Source organism: Vicinamibacterales bacterium (assembly GCA_041659285.1).
In the GTDB taxonomy this organism is placed as follows: Bacteria; Acidobacteriota; Vicinamibacteria; order Vicinamibacterales; family UBA2999; genus 12-FULL-67-14b.
Window position 1 is genome coordinate 19,942 of sequence record JBAZYO010000007.1, and the last position, 19,034, is coordinate 38,975.

The 19,034-nt window shown below is 67.5% G+C and carries 13 protein-coding genes; all 13 read right to left on the reverse strand.

Translation table 11 applies throughout. From position 1 onward, the window contains the following. Positions 1-14: 14 nt before the first annotated feature. The 13 genes from WC815_12735 to WC815_12795 all read right to left on the reverse strand — a co-directional run bounded on the left by WC815_12735 (position 15) and on the right by WC815_12795 (position 19,029). The gene (locus tag WC815_12735) at positions 15-884 is read right to left on the reverse strand and encodes a hypothetical protein (protein ID MFA5909638.1); all 870 of its coding nucleotides are present in this window, start codon (positions 882-884) and stop codon (positions 15-17) included. A gap of 14 nt (positions 885-898) precedes the next feature. Beyond that, on the reverse strand, positions 899-1,981 hold the full coding sequence (locus tag WC815_12740; protein MFA5909639.1) for a hypothetical protein: 1,083 nt from the start codon (positions 1,979-1,981) through the stop codon (positions 899-901). Between the two features lie 160 nt (positions 1,982-2,141). Continuing rightward, positions 2,142-3,308 carry a histidinol-phosphate transaminase gene (locus tag WC815_12745; GenBank protein MFA5909640.1) on the reverse strand — a complete coding sequence of 389 codons (1,167 nt, stop codon included), beginning with the start codon at positions 3,306-3,308 and terminating at the stop codon, positions 2,142-2,144. Positions 3,309-3,345: 37 nt separating this feature from the next. Further along, complete coding sequence (locus tag WC815_12750; protein MFA5909641.1) at positions 3,346-5,220, reverse strand: ABC transporter ATP-binding protein; 1,875 nt, start codon at positions 5,218-5,220, stop codon at positions 3,346-3,348. Then, the gene (locus WC815_12755; GenBank protein MFA5909642.1) at positions 5,217-6,956 is read right to left on the reverse strand and encodes an ABC transporter ATP-binding protein; all 1,740 of its coding nucleotides are present in this window, start codon (positions 6,954-6,956) and stop codon (positions 5,217-5,219) included. The genes WC815_12750 and WC815_12755 overlap by 4 nt, the downstream gene beginning before the upstream one ends. Positions 6,957-6,985: 29 nt before the next feature. Further along, entirely contained in the window at positions 6,986-8,086 is a 1,101-nt protein-coding gene (locus WC815_12760) for an NADH:flavin oxidoreductase/NADH oxidase (GenBank protein MFA5909643.1), read from the reverse strand. A gap of 20 nt (positions 8,087-8,106) precedes the next feature. Further along, entirely contained in the window at positions 8,107-9,711 is a 1,605-nt protein-coding gene (locus tag WC815_12765) for a thiamine pyrophosphate-binding protein (GenBank protein MFA5909644.1), read from the reverse strand. 44 nt (positions 9,712-9,755) lie between these two features. After that, on the reverse strand, positions 9,756-12,212 hold the full coding sequence (locus tag WC815_12770) for an ATP-binding protein (protein MFA5909645.1): 2,457 nt from the start codon (positions 12,210-12,212) through the stop codon (positions 9,756-9,758). A gap of 63 nt (positions 12,213-12,275) precedes the next feature. Then, entirely contained in the window at positions 12,276-12,917 is a 642-nt protein-coding gene (locus WC815_12775) for a hypothetical protein (protein MFA5909646.1), read from the reverse strand. A gap of 41 nt (positions 12,918-12,958) precedes the next feature. Continuing rightward, complete coding sequence (locus WC815_12780; GenBank protein MFA5909647.1) at positions 12,959-16,135, reverse strand: hypothetical protein; 3,177 nt, start codon at positions 16,133-16,135, stop codon at positions 12,959-12,961. Between the two features lie 101 nt (positions 16,136-16,236). Beyond that, positions 16,237-16,440: a hypothetical protein gene (locus WC815_12785; protein ID MFA5909648.1), complete on the reverse strand. Its 204-nt coding sequence runs from the start codon at positions 16,438-16,440 to the stop codon at positions 16,237-16,239. Between the two features lie 52 nt (positions 16,441-16,492). Then, positions 16,493-18,253: a hypothetical protein gene (locus tag WC815_12790; GenBank protein MFA5909649.1), complete on the reverse strand. Its 1,761-nt coding sequence runs from the start codon at positions 18,251-18,253 to the stop codon at positions 16,493-16,495. Then, the gene (locus WC815_12795; protein MFA5909650.1) at positions 18,250-19,029 is read right to left on the reverse strand and encodes an ABC transporter ATP-binding protein; all 780 of its coding nucleotides are present in this window, start codon (positions 19,027-19,029) and stop codon (positions 18,250-18,252) included. Before WC815_12795 ends, WC815_12790 begins: the two co-directional genes overlap by 4 nt. Between the last annotated feature and the right edge of the window lie 5 nt (positions 19,030-19,034).

Here is a 19,034-nt window from a genome sequence, read left to right on the forward strand (position 1 = left end):
CCGCGGCCGATTTCCTACTTGCGGCGGGCGGCGGCCGGCAGGCGGAAGACCTGGATCGACTGATCGCGCTTCCGGCAGCGCTTCGCGTAATCGCCCTTCGACAGGTCGGACACGGTCACGAACGTGCGCGGCGACAGCCAGCACACGCCTTCGAGCGTGCAGTACTTCGGCTTGTGCTCCTTGTTCCGCGGAAAGTCGTAGCTCCGTCCGGACCCGGTGATGGTCCAGTCGCGAAATCGCAGCGTCCCGATCCAGAGCCGTGAGGTCTTCTGCGAGATCACCGCCAGCTGCGTGCCCCGCAGCGACATCGACGCGTAGTCCTCGAACTTGACACTTGGCGGCAGTGCGATGGTGGCCACCACCTTCCACACCTCGCCTGCCTGTTGCAGGACCTGGATGCGTCCGCGGCCGGGTATCCTGCCCTTGCGGCCGGCGTTGCCGCCATTCCCTTCACAGAGCGCGAGCAGGTAGTTGCGGTCGTTCCGACGCACCGCAATCAATCCCTCGAAACCGGTGTTGCGCTTGGCGAACGCGTAATCGATCCAGCGCCGCCTGGTGGGCCTGCCGTCCTCATTGCATTCGTCGATCAGCCCCTTGTAGGTGCCGTCGGGATGCTTCTCGGCTTCGACCAGGAGGTAGAACCGCCGCGTGTGCGGGCTGAAGGCGATGTCTTCATAGCCGTCGCCCGGCCGCGTCGGGCCCAGCCACGAATGCAGCTTCGAGCCCGGCTCGAGACCCGGATCTACCCGCGCAAGACGGCGGATGTTGTCGAAGACGACGAAGTAGGCGCCGTCCTTGGCGAACACACCGCTGGCTTCCAGCACGCGGCTGCCGGACGGCGGCTTGAGCAGATCGGTCAAGCGCCGTTCGGCAACGAGTGTCATGACGGGCCGCGCCATCAGGCCCCGCGATTCGCCTTCGTCGTGGCGCTGATCTGCAGGTCGGACCCGTTCGGCGTGGTCGTGTGATAGCTCTTGTACGGCGCGGTGTGGATGTCGCCCCGGCCGCCCGTGTCTTCGCGGGCGTTCAGCCCGCGCTTCTCCAGTTCGGCCTTCACCGCATCCGGTTCGAAGCCGGCGATGCCGAATGAGATGTGTCCAATCGATGCCGGCCGCGGCGGCGCCCCGGGCTGCACGTTGCCGCGGCGGATGATGATGTCGCCGATCTCACCGATCTGGCACTGGCTCTGGCTGCCCTCGTCTTGGCCCGGCGTCCACCCCAGCAGCGCGGCGTAGAACGCCACGGTCTCCTTGTAGTTCGGGACCTCGTACGAGATGTGATCCAGCCACACCGTCTTCCACCCGGTCGGCGCAAACGGCGCCGGCGCCGCGGTCTTGCCGTTGGCCGGCCCCTGGCGGCGGTTCTTCTTGCTGCCGTTGCTGATCTGCAGGCCGAAGCCGGCGGGGTCCTTCACGTGGAAGCTCTGGAAGTCGCCGTGGTTGTCGGCCACGGGGTTGAGCCCGCGCTTCTTCAGCTCGGCCTCGACCTTCTTCGCGTCCCACTGATCGATGCCCCAGCACACACTGTCGAACGTGGCGTTGCGGGGCGCGCGCGGACCGCCGCGGCCGGCGCCACCGGCCGGCGGTTGAGCCGCCGCGGGCGGCGGCGGAGGCGCCTGGTAGCCGCCGCGAATGAGCAGGCCGCCCCAATCACCGATGTCGAGCATCGCCTGCTTGCCGTCGTCGCTCCGGACCGGCCAACTCATGAGGGTGGCGTAGTACGCCGCTTCCTTCGAGTAGTCGGCCACCTGGAGGGAGAAGTGATCGAGCATCACGGTCTTCCATCCGGTCGGCGCGAACGGCGCCTTCGCGGGGGTCGGGTCGCATTGCGGCGTGCCCTTCAGTGCGCCGCCGCACTGGCCCTGGGCAAAGGCCGAGGCGGGCCGGACGACGGCGGCGATGCCGAGCGCCTGCAGCAATTGCCGGCGCGACAACACACCACGGTCGAAGTCGCTAAAGAGCTGTGACAGGTTGGTACTCATTAAATATGCCCCTTCCGAAGATTGCCAGCCGGCATGACCTTGGCGTTCTTGAATTCTGGAATGAAGTGCGAGACCGGATCGGCGAGCCGCAGGATGACGCCGAATCGCCGGACGAACACTCACCTCGGCGGAGGTGAATGTCCGACCGGCCCTGATCACATCAGGCGCCGAGCACCTGCTTGAACACCACCATCGCCTGCTGCATGTTTTCCATCGTGCCGAGCGAGATGCGGGCGTAGGTCTTCTCCATCGGCGGGAAGTCGCGGCCGACCGCCACGCCCTGGGCGCGGCAGGCGTCGCGGAACTGCACCGCGGGCTTGCGGATGTTGACGAAGATGAAGTTGGTCTGCGACTCCGGCGAGTCGAAGCCCATGGCCTTGAACTGCGCCTGCGTCCAGTCGCGGACCCGCTTGTTTTCGCCCTTCTCCCATTCCATGTGGGCGGTGTCCTTCAGCGCGGCGATGCCGGCGACCGCCTGCAGCTCGTTGATGCTGCCCAGGCCCCAGGCGCGTCCGACCTTGGTCATGGTCTCGGGCTGGCCAACGGCGTAGCCCATGCGCATGCCGGCCATGCCGTACGCCTTCGAGAACGTGCGCGAGATGAACACGCCCGGCAGTTCCAGCGCCAGCTTCACCATCGAGCCCGAACCCGGCAAGGTGGCGTATTCGAGGTACGCCTCGTCGATCAGGATGCCGGTCCCGGGCGAGCGCGTCTTGATCGTCCGGACGGCCTGCTCGATGTCCGACATCGTGTGAACGCTCGAGGTCGGGTTGTTGGGGTTGCACAGGAACACGAGGCCGGAGCCGATCGCGCCGCGAATCAGCGCCTCCAGGTCGAGGCGCAAGCGCGCGTCAACCGGCATCAACTTCACGGGTGCGTTGATGTTCCGCGCCGTGCCGTTCGGCGAGGAGTAGGACGGATCGGCGGTCACCAGCGCCCGGTCGGGTGCACAGTAGGCCATCACCGCCGCGGTCAGGATTTCGCCGGAGCCGGTGGCGATGATAACGTTCTCGGGCTTCGCGCCGGAGAACGTAGCGACGGTGTCCACAAAGGTGCTGAGGGTGGGCGGCGGATAACCGAGCCCAAGATCCTTGGACGGATGCGCCTTCAACGCCTCGATGACCTTGAGGCTTGGCCCCCGCAGGTTCTCGTTGCTGCTGAGGCGAATCGCGATGGGCGGCCCGCCCTGCCCGCGCCGCGCCCCGCCCTGCCCCTGGACGAATGCCAGTAACTCTTCGTTGCCGTAGCCGATGATGTGCGCCGCGGAGGCCGCTGCCGCCCCGCCGACACCAAACCTCCGAACGAACTCGCGACGTGAAAACGCCATAATCTGTCCTCCGCGAGGCGCATGGTAGCACCAGACGCTATGCCTCGGCCCCCGTAAACTGGCTCTGATACAACGCCGCGTAGCGCCCCTTTTCGGCCAGCAAATCCTCGTGCGTGCCTTTTTCGACGATGCGGCCGTGTTCCATCATCAGGATCACGTCGGCATTGCGAATCGTCGACAGCCGGTGGGCGATGACGAACGTCGTCCGGCCGTGCATCAGCCGGCCCATCGCCTCCTGGATCAGGACCTCGGTGCGCGTATCGACGCTGCTGGTCGCCTCGTCCAGGATCAGGATGGCCGGGTCGGCCAGGAACGCCCGGGCGATGGTCAGCAGCTGCTTCTGGCCCTGCGACAGGTTGGTCGCCTCTTCGTTGATCAGCGTGCCGTAGTTCTCGGGCAGCGTGCGGATGAAGTGATCGGCCTGCGCCGCCCTGGCCGCCTGGACGATGGCGTCTTCGGTGGCGCCTTCGCGGCCGTAGGCGATGTTGTCGCGGATGGTGCCCGAGAACAGCCAGGTGTCCTGCAGCACCATGCCGAACATCCGGCGCAGGCCGCCGCGCGTCAGCTCGCGGATGTCCACGCCGTCGACGCGGATGCTGCCGGCATTGACGTCGTAGAACCGCATCAACAGGTTGACCAGCGTCGTCTTGCCGGCGCCGGTGGGGCCAACAATGGCCACCGTCTGCCCCGATGTCACCTGGAGGCTCATGTCTTCAATTAGCGGCGCGTCAGCCTGGTAGCTGAAGGCGACGTGATCGAACTGGACCTCCCCGCGCGGCGCCGCCAGCACGGCGGCGGCCGGCGCGTCAGCGGGCTCTTCCGGCTCGTCCAGCAGCTCGAACACCCGCTCGGCCGAGGCGATGGTCAACTGGATCGAGTTGGCGATGCTGCTCAACTGCGTGATCGGCATCGAGAACTGCCGGCTGTACTGGATGAAGGCCTGCACGTCGCCGAGGGCAATCGCCCGCCGCGTGACCAGGAAGCCGCCGATCACCGCCACCGCGACGTAGCCGAGGTTGCCGATGAACATCATGATCGGAAACATCACGCCGGTGACGAACTGCGCGCGCCAGGCGCCGTCGTAATACTTCTCGTTGAGTTCGTCGAACCTGGCGACCGACTTCCCCTCGTGGCCGAAGGCCGTGACGATGGTGTGGCCCGCGTAGATCTCGGCGACGTGCCCGTTGAGCTCGCCGAGCGCCTTCTGTTGCCGGATGAAGTAACCCTGCGACCGCTTGGCGATCCTGGCCACCACCGTCACGCTCAACGGCAGCGTCAGCACCACGACGATGGTCAGCAGCCAGCTGATGGTCAGCATCATGATGATGATGCCGATCACCGACAGCACCGAGGTGATCAGCTGGGTCAGGTTCTGCTGCAGCGTGCTGCTGATGTTGTCGAGGTCGTTGACGGCCCGGCTCAGGATCTCGCCGTGGGTCTTCGCGTCGAAGAACCGCAGGGGCAGGCGGTTGAACTTCGCCTCGACGTCCTGGCGCAGGGCATACACGGTCTTCTGCGCCACGCCCGACATCAGGTACTGCTGCAGGTACTGGAAGGCGCCGCTCACCACGTACAGGGCGAGCATGGTCCAGAGAATGCCGCCGACGTAGCCGAAATCGATGCCGGCGTTCGACCGCCCGAGCGTGCGGGCCAGGTAGCCTTCGAAGATCCTGGTGGTGGCCAAGCCCAACATCTTCGGGCCGATCACGCTGAACAGCGTGGCGATGACGCCGGCGGCGACCACCACGATCAGCGCGGGGCGGTGCGGCCCGAGATATCCCGTCAGCCGCCGGAGTGTGCCCTTGAAGTCCTTGGCCTTCTGCACGGGCACGCCGAAGCCGCCCATCGGGCCCCGCCCGAACATGTTGGCCGACGCCGACGGTTGCCGGATCGCCTTCTGTTCGGCACTCATGCGACCTCCTCGAGCGAGGCCTGCGATTCCGCAATCTGGCGGTAGACGTCGCACGTCTGCAGCAGCTCCGCGTGCGGGCCGATGCCGGCGACCCGGCCATCGTCCAGGACAACAATCCGGTCGGCGTTCATCACGGTACCGATGCGCTGGGAGACGATGAACACCGTGGCCTCGGCGAGGTCAGCCTTCAGCGCGGCGCGCAGCTTGGCGTCGGTCGCGAAGTCGAGCGCCGAGAAGCTGTCGTCGAACACGTAGATCCCGCCGCGGCGCACCAGCGCCCGCGCCATCGCCAGGCGCTGCTTCTGGCCTCCCGACAGGTTGATGCCGCCCTGCGACACCGGCGAGGCGTAGCCCTCCGGCATGCGGTCGATGAACTCGGCCGCCTGCGCCACCGTGGCCGCGCGACGCATCTCGTCGTCGGTGGCGCCTTCGAACCCGAAGGCGATGTTGCTGGCGATGGTGCCCGAGAACAGCACGGCCTTCTGGGGCACGAACCCGATCCTGGCGCGCAGGTCTTCCTGCCGCATGTCCCTGACATCGACACCATCGACCAGCACGCGGCCCTCGGCCACGTCGTAGAAGCGAGGGATGAGGCCGGCGAGCGTGGACTTGCCGGAGCCGGTGCCGCCGATGACCGCGGTCACCTCCCCCGGCTTCGCCGTGAACGACACGTGACAGAGCGCCGGTTCTTCAGCCCCCGGATACTGGAACGTCACGTCCTGGAACTCGACGTGGCCCATGGTCCGGCTGAAGCCGGACGCCACCTTCACGCCCTCCGCCGGATCGTTGACGTCGGGCACGACGTCGAGCACCTCGTTGATGCGCTCGGCCGACGCGGCCGCGCGCGGCAGCATCACGAACACCGCCGTGACCATGAACACGGCCATCAGGATCTGGATGGCGTACTGCAGCGACGCCATCATCGCCCCGACGTGCATCTCGCCGGCGTCGATGCGCAGGCTGCCGAACCAGATGATCAGCACGCTGGTCAGGTTCATCATGAAGAACATGGTCGGCATCAGCAGCGCGACCAGGCGGTTGACCGAGATCGCGGTGCCGGTGACGTCGCGATTGGCCGCGTCGAAGCGGCGGCTTTCGTGGGCGCCGCGATCGAAGGCGCGAATCACGCGGACGCCGCTCAGGCCCTCGTCGAGCACCAGGTTGAGCCGGTCGATCTTGACCTGCATCTGCTGGAACAGCGGCACCGCCTTGCGCATGATCAGGAAGAAGACCACCGCCAGGACCGGGATCACCGCGATCAGCACGCGCGCCAGCCGGGCGTCCTGCGACAGCGACAGCACCACGCCGCCAATCGCCATCATCGGCGCCGTAATCGCCATGCCCAGCAGCATCAGCGTCACCTGCTGCACCTGCGTGGTGTCGTTGGTGGTGCGGGTGATGAGCGACGCCGTGCTGAAGTGATCGAACTGGTGCACGGAGAAGTGCGCCACCCGATCGAAGATGCGGCCGCGGACCACGCGGCCAAAGCCGGTGGCGACCTGCGCGGTGAAGAAGCTGCCCGCCACCGCGGCGACGGTGCCGACAATGGCGACCAGCAGCATCACGCCGCCGATCTTCAGGATTTGATCGGTATCGCCCGGCACGATGCCGTGGTCGACGATGTCGGCCATCAGCCGGGGGAGATACAGGTTGGCCAGCGACTGGGCAAAGGCGAGCCCCATCACCATCGCGACCGCCGCACGGAATGGTCGCAGGAACCGAAACAGCTTCAGCATGGGGGTTCAAGAATATGCGAACCGGCCCCCTATGGACGAGCCGGCTGTCGTGCTTTGGCGTCCTTGGGACCGGCGCGGAGATACTGCGCCGGCCACGTGACTTCCTGGCCCAGCTCCCGGGCCGCGCGCAGCGGGAAGTACGGGTCGCGCAGCAGCTCCCTCGCGATCAGGACGGCGTCCGCCTGGCCACTCGCGACGATCTGCTCGGCCTGCGCCGGCTCGGTGATCAGGCCGACCGCACCGGTAAGGATGCCCGCCTCGCGCCGGATGCGCTCCGCGAACGGCGCCTGGTAGCCCGGCCCCAGCGGGATCGTCGCCTGCGCGGCGTTGCCGCCCGATGAGCAGTCAATGAAGTCCACGCCAAGCGGCTTGAGCTGGCGCGCCAGCTCAAGCGACTGCTCGATGTCCCACCCGCCTTCAATCCAGTCGGTGGCCGAGATGCGAACGAACAGCGGCAGTTGCTCCGGCCACACGCCGCGGACGGCGGTGACGACTTCTCGAACGAGTCGCGTGCGGTTCTCAAACGAGCCGCCGTACGCGTCGGCCCGCTGATTACTGAGCGGCGACAGGAACTCGTGCAGCAGGTAACCATGCGCGGCGTGGATCTCGATCACCCTGAACCCGGCCTGGTGGGCGCGGCGGGCCGCCTCCACGAACGCGGCGGTCACCCTCGTGATACCGTCCAGCGAGAGCTCGGACGGCACCGGGTAATTGCCGGCGAACGCAATGGCGCTGGGCGCCAGTACGTCCGGCCATCCACCCTCAGCCTCGGGCACCGCACCGTTCCCGCTCCACGGTCGATACGTGCTCGCCTTCCGCCCGGCGTGCGCCAGTTGCATGCCGGCGACGCTGCCCTGCTCGTGAATGAAGCGGACGATGCGGGCGAGCGGCTCGATGTGCTCGTCTTTCCAGATGCCGAGGTCCTCGGGGCTGATGCGCCCTTCCGGCGTCACCGCCGTGGCCTCGGTGAACACCAGGCCTGCCCCGCCAACGGCGCGGCTGCCGAGGTGCACCAGGTGCCAGTCGTTGGCGAAGCCGTCGGTGCTCGAGTACTCGCACATCGGCGATACGAACACGCGATTGGCAAAGGTCAAGTCGCGGATGGACAGCGGATCGAACAGGTGAGGCATAAGGGAATTATGCCGCCACATCAGAACATCAACTTGTAATCCGCGTAGTTCACCGGCACGCCCACCACCAGGCTGCGCCGCTCGGTGACGGCCCGGCGCACCGCCGTCGCCAGCTCCTCGGGGTGGGCGGTGCGCAGCGCCTGCACGCCGCACGCCTCGGCCATCTTCACCGTGTCGATGCGCCCGAACTCCATGCGGTACGACGGCAGCTTGCGGCTCTCCTGCGCCAGCTTGATCAGCGAGTAGCTGCCGTCTTCCAGCACGATGGTCACAAACGGCGCGCCCACGCGCTCCGCGGTCTCGAGCTCCTGCGCGTTCATCGAGAAGCCGCCGTCGCCCACCGCCGCGAGCACCGGCGCATCCGGGCACGCGAGCTTCGCGCCAATCGCCGCGCTCAGCCCGTAGGCCATGCCCGACAAGCCGTTGGACATCCAGAACGTGCCGGGTTGCCGGCTGGGCCAGAACTGCCCGAACAGGTACTTGTGGGACCCGACGTCGGTGGTGACGATGGTGGAGGCCGGCACCGCCTCGGACAAGGCGCGGATGATGTCGCCCGGCCACATCGTCTCGGGCGTGGCCGATTGCCCGGTCAGCAGGTCGCGGCGCCTGCGCTGGAACGTCTCGAAGGGCTGGTCCCACACCCGAGGCGCGTTGCCCGCGATCATGGCGTCGATGAACGCGGCGTGATCGACCAGCTCCGTCCCCGCCGGGATGAAGCCGCCGACGTTGGGCGCCTCGAGCACCCAGTGGATGGGCAACTCGGTGTGCCACAGCTTGTCGATCTCCACGGGATCGAGACCGAGCCCGATCAGGAGGTCGGAGGACTTGAGCGCCTCCACCATCAATCCATCCGCCGCCATGCCGCTGATCACGCCCACGAAGTTCGCGGACGACTCGTCGACGATGCCTTTGAGCTTCGGGGTGACGGCGACCGGGAGGTTCCACTCAAGCAGCCACTTGCGGATGCGCGCGGCATTGGCGGTGCCGGCGCCGAGGCCGATGAGCACGAGCGGGCGTTCCGCGCGGGCGAGGCGATCGCGGAGTTCGGCGGCTTTCGCGATGGCATTCCGGCCCCCCATAAAGGGGGGCCCTACAGGGGTGACGGGAGTGGTGGAGGTGGTGGAGGTTACCGGCTTGAGCGCTTCGCGCGCGGAGAGCGTGAGGAACGACGCGCCATACGGGCGCTCCATGCACGCCGCCAGCGCGCGCGGCACCAGCTCGCCCGCGTTGGCCTGCGTGACCTTCTCCGCCACGCGGCAGATCGGGCGATAGCTGTCGTGCAACGGCAGCAGTTGATGGGTGTGGCTGGGCGGGAATTCGTCCGGGAGCTGCGCCGTGATGGCCAGCAGCGGCTCCTGGTCGAGATACGCGCTCGCGATCGGCAGCATCAGGTTGGCGGCGCCCGGCCCCAGCGTGGCCAGCACCACGCCGGGCTGGCCGCGGAGCTTGCCGTGGACGGCCGCCGCGATGCCGGCATTGGCCTCGTGACGCATCAACACGAAGTCGATGCCCACCTGGCGGCATTCATCGATCAGGACCAGCACTTCTCCACCGGGCAGGCCGAACACCCGATCGATGCCCGCTTCCGCAAGCGCCTTCGCCACCGCTGCCGCCGTCGTCGTCATGGCGGCATTGTATGACGCCAGGAAGCCCCGGCGTTCGGCTCCGGCTAACTCAGCACCTGTTTCAGGGCCTTGAGCAGCGTGGCGGAGGTGAACGGCTTGGGCAGGAAGTGCTGGACCTGCGCGCTGGCGGCGCGCGCGGCGTGCTCGTTGGCGCTGATGCCGCTGACGGCGATGATCGGCACCGTCGAGTCGATGCGCGACATCGCCTGGATGGTCGGCACGCCGTCGAGCACCGGCATGGTCATGTCCATCAGGACCGCGGCAATCGTTCGGGAGTGCGCGCCAAAGCTGGCGATGGCCTCCGCCCCATCCGACGCCAGCAGCACGCGATAGCCGTTGGCCTCGAGGGTGCGCCGCGCGATCATGCGGATCGCCGCCTCGTCATCGACCACCAGCACCGTTTGCCCGCTGCCCTGCGGCTTCGACGCCGTCTCGCCGATCGAGCCGGCGACACCTTCGCCGTGAGAGGCGGGCAGGTAGATGCGGAAGCGGGCGCCGTGCCCGGGCTCGCTGGTCGCGCGAATGTAGCCGCCATGGCTCTTCACGATCGTGAGCGAGGTGGAGAGCCCGAGGCCGGTGCCCTTGCCGGGCTCCTTGGTGGTGAAGAACGGATCGAAAATCCGATCGACGATGTCGGCCGCGATGCCTTCGCCGGTGTCGAGCACCTCGATCATCACGTAGGCGCCATGCGGCAGGTCGGAAGGCGCCGCCGGGTCGCGGCCGTCGAGGAGGACCAGCTCGGCGGCGATCGACAGCTGGCCGCCCGTCGGCATCGCATCCCGCGCGTTCACGCAGAGGTTGAGCAACACCTGGTGAAACTGGGTCGGGTCGCCGACGATCGGCGGCAGGCCGAGATCAACGCGGGTGCGGATGCCGATCGTCTTCGGCAGGGTGTCGCGGGCGATGCGCTCGACCTCGGCCACCAATTCGATCACGTCGATCTCGACGCGGCGGCCTTCCATGCCGCGGGCGAACGACAGCACCTGCCGCACCATCTCGGAGCCGCGCCGCGCGCTGTCGTTGATGGTGGCCAGCACCTCGCGATCGCGCGGATCGGTCATGTGGTCCTTGAGCAACTCGATCGCCAGCATGATCGGCGTCAGCACGTTGTTGAGGTCGTGGGCAATGCCGCCGGCCAGGGTGCCGATGCTTTCCAGGCGCTGGGCGCGGTAGAACTGGCGCTCCAGCTCCCGGCGTTCGGTCACGTCGGTGTTGATCGACAGCACGCTGCGGGGCCGGCCCTCCCGGTCGCGCACCAGCGTCCACCGGCTCTCGACGATCACCGGCCGCCGGTGCTTGTTGATCACCTTCAGCTCGCCGGTCCACTCGCCGGTGCGGATCACGACTTCGTAGGCGTGGAGGGCGTCGGCGGCATCGCTGTCGGCGTAGAACACCTCGGCGACCGTGCGGCCGACGGCCTCCTCCGCCGTCCACCCGTAGAGGCGCTCGGCGCTCTTGTTCCAGTAGGTCAGCCGGCGGTCGAGGTCGCTGACGATGATGGCGTCCTGGGCCTTGTCGAGCAACGACGCCTGCTCGTGCAGGCGCCGGTTCGCCCGCTGCTGGCGGCCCAGCATCACGATGCCGGCGGCGCACGCCAGCGCGATGAAGGCGCTGGCCAGCGTCGCCGTCACGTAATGCGTGCGCGCGCGCCGGCGGACCGGCGCGAACGCGTCCGTTTCCGACGTGCCAACGGTCACGATGATCGGGTAGTCCTGCATCGTCCGATAGCTGAACACCCGGAGCTGCCCGTCCACCGCACCCGAACCGATGTAGTTGCCGATCGGCCGCTTCGCGTGCTCGACGAACAGCTGCGATTGGGGAATGGCCGCTCCAAACTCGATCGTCGGGCCCCTTCGCCGGGCCAGGGTGACGCCGTTCGCCAGCACGAGCGACATGATGTCGCTCGGCCCCATCGTGGTGTTCTCGAACAGTTCGGTCAGGTAGCGCGGCTCGATGGCGATATGGACGACGCCGCCAAACGAGCCGTCTGGCTTGTTGCGCCGACGCGTCAGGGTGATCGCCCAGCGGCCGCTGACCCGGCCCAGGACGGGAGGCATTATCAGCAGGGCTTTGGAGTCGCGACGCTGGTGGGTCTTGAACGATTCGCCTTCCGAGAAGTTGGTCTCCACGAATTCCTGGCTCGCCTCGACCAAGTCGCCGCGCTCGTCGGTCACGCCGATGAAGGTGATCCACCGTTCGCCGGACATCGCGGGCCCGATGAGCTGCCTGATCGGGACGCGGGGACCGGGCTGCTCGTACTGGCTTTTGATGACGAGCAGGAATCGATCGAGCCCCTTGAGCAGTTGATGGGTGTGCATATCGAGCGCCAACGCCAGGTTGGCGTTCTTGCTGAACTCGCTCGATGTGGCTTCAATCCGCTCATTGCGGGCGCGATCGATCGTGTAGACCCAGATGCCGGCGATCAACAGCAGCCCGAACCCCGCAATCGCCAGCCTGCCGAGTGGAATCCTTGCGCCGATGCTGCGGATGGTAGTCGACAATTCCTGAAGTGAGTATGCACCGAAGTGGGGCGGGCCGGTGTGGCCCGCCTCTCCCGGTTGCTGTTACTTCGCGGCGAAGCAGTAGAAGTAGCCTTCACCGCCCGTGGGGCGCAGGTGTTCGAGACCGCACCCCTTCGACGGATGCGCGGAGTGCCATGAGGTGGGGTTGGCGCCGCCACCCTGTCGATCGAAGTGCCCCACCGTGGCGCTCGAATCACCGGCGGAGCTCGTCCAGTTGTTGCAGGTCGCGCCGGACAGCGTGCCGTCGAGGTTGGTCCCGGTGAGGATGTCGTGCTGGTTCGGCGTGTCGCCGCGGCCCTTCACGACCTCGCCCTTTTCGGTCAGCGAGTTTTCCTTCGACAGCTTGTTGTTGTCGCTGTGCAGATCGGCGACGCTGGCCGCCACCTGCACGCCCTTGGCGTTGAACCACGGGCCGGCGCCAATGCGGTCCTTCGCGTTCACGGCCGGCTGACCATTGGCCGCCGTCGCACTGAGGTAGGCCCGCCACACGCGGTTGCCGGCCCCGGCCGCCTTGGCCAGTGCCGCGCAGTGCGCGTCGGCGCCGGCAAGGCCACCCAGGTCGGCGCCCTTCCCGGGACCGACGCTGGTAATGAAGAAGCTCATCGTGTTGCCCTGCGCCGTCACCGCCGGCGCGTTAGGGGCCACCAAGGCGAGTGCAAAACCAAGAACAACGATCCGTTTCATGTCCGTCCTCCCAAAACTCCGCCTGAAGGCGGAGGCTACAACTAACGTGGAGCCGGCAATGGACCCACCGGCTTGAGCGCCGCGGGCTTCGCGCCCGACGCGCCGATCGCGTCGTAGACCGCGGGCACCGCCGCGATCAAGTCGTTGGTGTCGGTGACGACCTTGGCCAGGTCTTCGCGCAGCTCGCCCGCGACGAGACTCTGCTGCGCCGTCGGCATCGACGTGGAGCCCATGATCTGGCCCTTGGTCTGCCCGAGCTGGCCGCGCACGTTGGCCTGCTGGCCGCCGAATCCGCCGCCGCCACCCGGCCCGCCCTGGCCGACGCCGAGCCGGCGCCGCAGGTCGGCGAGCTTGGTATTGACGTCGGCCAGCGCCGTCTTGCCCGCCGCCGGGACGGCCGCCGCCGTCTTCAGCAACGCCTCGGCCGCCGTGACCTGCGTGCCCAGCGTGGTCACCGCTTCGGCCGCCGCGTTGGCCACCCGCTGCAGCTCGTGCAGGCCCAACGCGGTGTCGTGCCACGCCTTGCGATCGGCCTCGGTCATCGGCATGTCCTTGTCGCCGCTCACGCGCACCGTCTTGGTGGCCACGTCCTTACTGTCAACGACCAGCGTCACGCGATATTCACCGGGCAGCACGTGAGGGCCGTTGTTGCCGCCGCCGCCAAATCCACCGCCACCACCGCCGGCCGGGGGCTGCCCCGCGAGCGGTAACAACGGCTGGTGCCGCAGATCCCAGTAGACCCGGTTGACGCCGGCGCCGCGGGCGTTGCGCAGGTCGGTGCCGCTGATCTCCCGCACCTGCGTGCCGGCCGCGTCACGAATGCGCAGCGCGACGTTGGCCTGCGGTTTCGACAGGTAAAAGCTGATCGGCGCGCCGTAGGTGGGGTTCTTGCCGAAGAACGGCTTGTCGGTCACGAACCCGCGGTCGTTGGCGGGGTTGAACTGCAGGGCGCCGCGCATGTCGAACAGGTAGGCGTCGGCTTTCATCGCCTCCGCCTGCTGCTGCAGCGGCGTCGCGTCGTCCAGGATCCAGATGCTGCGGCCGTGGGTGGCGATGATCATGTCGTTGTCGCGCGGATGGAAGACGACTTCATGGATCGGCACCGTCGGCAGGTTCGACTTGATGCGCAGCCACTTGCCGCCGCGGTCCGGGCTCACGAACAGGCCGAACTCGGTGCCTGAATACAGGACGCTGGGGTTCTTCGGGTCCTCGGTCATCGACGCCACCGTGTGGCCCTTGGGCAAGCCTTCACCGATCGACCGGAAGTTGTTGCCACCGTCGACGCTGGCGTAGACATACGTGCCCATGTCGTCGGCGCGGTGATTGTCGAAGCTGGCGTAGACGACGCTGACGTCGTGCGCCGACGGCACCAGGCGCGAGACATACGCGTTCTTCGGTACGCCCGGGAACTTGTTGGTGATGTCGGTCCACGTCCGGCCGTCCTTGGTCATGTGGACCTTGCCGTCGTCGGTGCCGGCGTAGAGCACGCCCGCCTGCTTCGGAGATTCCACCAGCGAGACGATGTTGCCGTAGGACTGCACGCCGTCGTTCTTGGCGATCTTGATGTCTTTCGCCTGGACCCCCATCAGCGACAGGCCCTCGCGATCGGTCGCCTCGGTGAGGTCCGGACTGATCGCCGTCCAGCTCTGTCCGCGGTCGGTGGACTTGAACACCCTGTTGGCGCCGACGTAGATGGTGTTCGAGTCGTGCGGTGAGAGCAGGATGGACGTGTTCCAGTTCCAGCGCAGCGGCGCCTCGCCGCGCGCCGGCAGCGGCCGAATCGACTTGCGCTCGTTGCTGACGCGGTCGACGCGGGAGATGTTGCCGTCCTGCGACTCGGCGTAGATGGTGCGCGAGTCTTTCGGATCGATCTGCGCCTCGAAGCCGTCGCCGCCGTGAATCGAGAACCAGTGGTCGTTGCCGATGCCGGCGCGGCCGCGCACCGCGCTCGGGCCGCACCAGGTGTAGTTGTCCTGCAGGCCGCCGCACACGTTGTAGGGCGTCTCCATATCGTAGGTGACGTGGTAGAACTGCCCGATGTCCAGGTTGTAGATGCCTTCCCACGTCGCACCCTTGTCGTAGCTCACGCCGATGCCGCCGTCGTTGCCATCGAGAACGTGATTCGGGTTCGCGGGGTTGATCCACATGGCGTGGTGATCCGAGTGCATGGTGCCGTTCTCGATGAACGTGCGCCCGCCGTCGTCGGAAATGTGGAGCTGCACGCCGAGCACGTAGATGCGCGCGTCGTTGGTGGGGTCGATGCGGATCTGGCTGAAGTACATCGGCCGCGGATTGACGTTCGACATCTTCTTCCACGTGCGGCCGGCATCGTCTGACCGATAGGTGCCGCTCTCGGTCTCGTGCTCGATGCGGGCGTAGACCACGTTCGGGTTCTTGCGCCACACGTCCATGCCGATGCGGCCGAGCGGGCCCGCGGGCACGCCTTCGGTCAGCCTGGTCCAGGTGCGGCCGGCGTCGCTCGACTTCCACATGGCGCTGCCCGGTCCGCCGCCGTTGAAGCCCCAGGTGGCGCGGCGCCGCTGATAGGTGGCGGCATACAGCACCTTGTTGTTCGACGGATCCATCACCAGCTCGGTGGCGCCGGTGTCGTCGTCCACGAACAGGATGCGGCTCCACGTCAGGCCGCCGTCGGTGGTCTTGTAGACGCCGCGCTCGCCGCCACGGCCGAACACGCTGCCCAGCGCCGCGACATAGACCACGTCGTGGTCGGACGGATCGACCACGATCCGCGCGATCATCTTCGACGTGCCCAGGCCCATGAACTTGAACGTGTGGCCGCCGTCCGTGGACTTGTAGACCCCGTTACCCCACGACGTGCTCTGCCGGTTGTTGTTTTCACCGCTGCCGACCCACACGGTGTTGGCGTCGCCGGGATTGATCGCGATGTCGCCGATCGACACCACGTTCTCCTGATCGTCGAACAACGTTTCCCACGTGGTGCCGTTGTTCACGGTCTTCCAAAGTCCGCCGGTGGCCGTGCCGACATAGAACACCGCCGGGTTGGACTCAAGCACGGCCAGGTCGTCCACGCGGCCACCCATGGTGGCGGGGCCGATGTTGCGGAATACCAGGCCCGGGAAGGGATCGGCCGGCGCGGCGGCCGCGGCCGCGGCCGCCGGGCGCTGCGCGCGAACGGTGTCCCCGCCGATGGCCACCAGGGTGACAAGCAGTGCAAGCAGGCAAGACTGTCGGAACATCCGGGGGTCCTCCTCAGACCGCAACAGGCCCGAAATGTACCACGACTGCGACTGGCGGCAGCAGGTCAACGGCGGCGGCCTGCGCGCCACGGCGCGCGCCGTTACCGCGACGGCGAAACCAGGTGGCGCCGAACGATGCGCTCGACTTCGTCGAGCGCTGTCACCATGGCGACGCTGACTTGCTCGCGCTCATCGGGGGTCAGCGCGGTCAGCAGGCTGTGGGCTTCCGTGGTGCGGCTGCGGATGCCCATCGTCAGGTGATACGTGCGCGTGTCGTCGAGGAAGCGCTCCCGTGCGATTTCCATCCCCGAATTATAGGGGCCGTGCAGAAACGAGCAACGCCGGCGCGACGCGCGGCTACGAGTGGAGGCCGAGACCCTGGAACGAGGCGGGCGCCTCGTCGAACTCGATCGCTCGCGGCCGCGCGCGCTTCACCGCGATCACGCGAAGGACGGCAAACACCACGGCGAGGGTGGCCAGCACCCTGATCAGGCTCCCGCCGAGCAGCGCCGCATGCTGCATGCGGGCGAACGCCGAGGCACCCACGAAGAAGGCAATGGCATAGATGGGCGCGAGGGCTTTCATGTTTTCGCTGGGCACGTAGTTGCACGTGAACGGCACCTTGTCATAGGTGAGCATCAGCACTTCGAGCAGCACCAGCGCACCGGATAGGCCGAGCACCGCATGCAGGAGCGCCGCCCGTGGACCGAGAACGAACACGAAAAGAGGCAGCACTGCCGCCAGCGCCGGCAGCACCAGGGCCACGATGGCGGCGTCCTTGACGCCGTCGGCGAACGCGCGGTCGCGGCCGCGCCACGCGAGCTGAAAGCCCCAGTTGGCGCGCAGCTCTGCCGGCACACGGATGACATGGCGGAAGCCGACCAGCAGGGCGCCGTACAGCAGCGGCTGCATCGAGAGCAGTCGCGCCGAGGCGCCCCCGTCTTGCTGCACGTCGGAGTTGGAGAGCGCGACCACGGCCATGGCGAACCCCGCGGCGGCCGCGCACGCGAGCGTCAGCCGATGCGTATTGCTGCGCCACATGGCGGCCAGCGCAAAGTAGAAGCCGGCCCGTGCCGACGGATTGCGCGCCAGCAACCCATTGGCAAGCCAGCCGCCCAGCCGCCAGCAGCGACGAACCGCGGCCGGTGGCGCCGGGCTGAGCGACGGCAGCCGCCTCGCGTTCCACAAGTAGGCAGCCGCGGCCAGCGCCAAGGTCAGCGCGAGGGCCATGCCCGCGCGGCCGGCCAGCGCCGGAAACCGTGCGCGCCGCTCGTCATACCTCTCGCTGGTGATGCGGTCGTTGTTCGCCTGTCGCGGCGTCATCCGCGAGCGCGGCAAGTCGGCAATGATGCCACCGGCCGCCATCTCGTACACGCCGAGGAACCACATGGGCGGCGTTTGCGCCCGCCATCCGTCGAAGCCGCGCCGCGCAATGCCGTCCGCCGCGGGCGGCAACAGCAGCAGCGCGCTGCCCAGCATCACGATCAGCGCACCCTGGGCCCAGGGCGACACGCGCGTGAACCAGCGGCGTCCGAGGATCGCCGCGATAGTCTCCCTGAGCGCGATCACGACGAGGTAGCCGAACGCCGCGGCGGCGATGGTGACCACCGCGTGTGTGACGATCAGGCCCGCAAGTTTCACGAGGCTCAACTGCCTGAACGCGAACACCAGCAGCCACGGGAACACCACGCTCGGAAAGACATTGATCGCGACCGCAACCGCCCCGCCGAAAATGGCGACGGCCGAGACCTTGGCGCGCCGGATGGTGCCGGGCGGCACCGGCAGCGGCTCCAGGATCGCCGCGTCCCGCGGATCGACGGCGATCGCGTCCCACTGCGAGGCCGCCACCAGCGCGGTGGCGATCATCGCCAGCGCCAGGTAGAAGAACTTGTCGTCGAGCGACCGGATGGCGGTCTGTCCAGGCGTGAGCATCGCCCCGACATAGGTGAACGACATGAACGCGCAGATGAACAGCGTGAGCGACACCACCGTGCCACCGACTACGGCGAGCAGTTGCGTGCGATCCGCGTCGGGCGAAATCAGGTCGTTCTCGAGAAACTGGCGAAGGAACAGCCGGGTCAGCTGGACATACGGCGTCCGCAGGCGGGCGGGGGTCACCGGGCACCCAGGGCCGAGACGTCGGCGAGGTCGCGCGCCAATTGTTCCGGGTCGTCGCGGATCACGAGCTGCGAGAACACGCCTTCGAGCGAGGTCCGCGACAGCAACGTGCGCAGGCTCGCAATCGAGTCGTCCGCGACCACCTCTCCCCGGTGGAGCACGATCACCTTGTCGCAGACACGTTCGACGACTTCGAGGATGTGCGAGCTGTAGAGAATCGCCTTGCCGCGGGCCGCCAGCGTCCGCACGAGATGGCGCAGCATCAGCGTCGTCGCCACGTCGAGCCCGGTTTCCGGTTCGTCGAAGAGCACGACCGATGGGTCGTGCAGCAGCGCGGCGGAGATGACAATCTTCTGCCGCATGCCCTTCGAGTAGGAGGCGATCGACTGATCGGCCGCGGTCCGCAATCCGAACAGCTCCAGGAACCCTTCGATCTTCGTCGTCAGCAGCGCTTCCGGCATTTCGCGCAGGCGACCCATCAGCAGCAGGTACTCGCGGCCCGAGAGAAACGGATAGAGATACGGCTCTTCTGGAATGTAGCCAAGCTGGCGCCGGAAGGCGACCAGGTCGTCGCGGATGTCGCGGCCGTCGTACTCGACGATCCCCGACGAAGGCTCGAGGAGGCCGGCCAGCATCCGGGCCGTCGTTGACTTGCCGGACCCGTTGGGACCGAGATACCCGAGAATCTCGCCGGGACGCAGCGTGACGTTGACGTCCCTGACGACGCGCACGCCGGAGAAGTGCTTCGACAGCCGGTGACCGCGCAGGTCCGCCATGGCGT

Bases quoted from the DNA above. Each gene is read 5' to 3' on its own strand.
- WC815_12735 (MFA5909638.1), bottom strand. From the start codon at position 884: ATGACACTCGTTGCCGAACGGCGCTTGACCGATCTGCTCAAGCCGCCG.
- WC815_12740 (MFA5909639.1), bottom strand. From the start codon at position 1,981: ATGAGTACCAACCTGTCACAGCTCTTTAGCGACTTCGACCGTGGTGTG.
- WC815_12745 (MFA5909640.1), bottom strand. From the start codon at position 3,308: ATGGCGTTTTCACGTCGCGAGTTCGTTCGGAGGTTTGGTGTCGGCGGG.
- WC815_12750 (MFA5909641.1), bottom strand. From the start codon at position 5,220: ATGAGTGCCGAACAGAAGGCGATCCGGCAACCGTCGGCGTCGGCCAAC.
- WC815_12755 (MFA5909642.1), bottom strand. From the start codon at position 6,956: ATGCTGAAGCTGTTTCGGTTCCTGCGACCATTCCGTGCGGCGGTCGCG.
- WC815_12760 (MFA5909643.1), bottom strand. From the start codon at position 8,086: ATGCCTCACCTGTTCGATCCGCTGTCCATCCGCGACTTGACCTTTGCC.
- WC815_12765 (MFA5909644.1), bottom strand. From the start codon at position 9,711: ATGACGACGACGGCGGCAGCGGTGGCGAAGGCGCTTGCGGAAGCGGGC.
- WC815_12775 (MFA5909646.1), bottom strand. From the start codon at position 12,917: ATGAAACGGATCGTTGTTCTTGGTTTTGCACTCGCCTTGGTGGCCCCT.
- WC815_12780 (MFA5909647.1), bottom strand. From the start codon at position 16,135: ATGTTCCGACAGTCTTGCCTGCTTGCACTGCTTGTCACCCTGGTGGCC.
- WC815_12785 (MFA5909648.1), bottom strand. From the start codon at position 16,440: ATGGAAATCGCACGGGAGCGCTTCCTCGACGACACGCGCACGTATCAC.
- WC815_12795 (MFA5909650.1), bottom strand. From the start codon at position 19,029: ATGGCGGACCTGCGCGGTCACCGGCTGTCGAAGCACTTCTCCGGCGTG.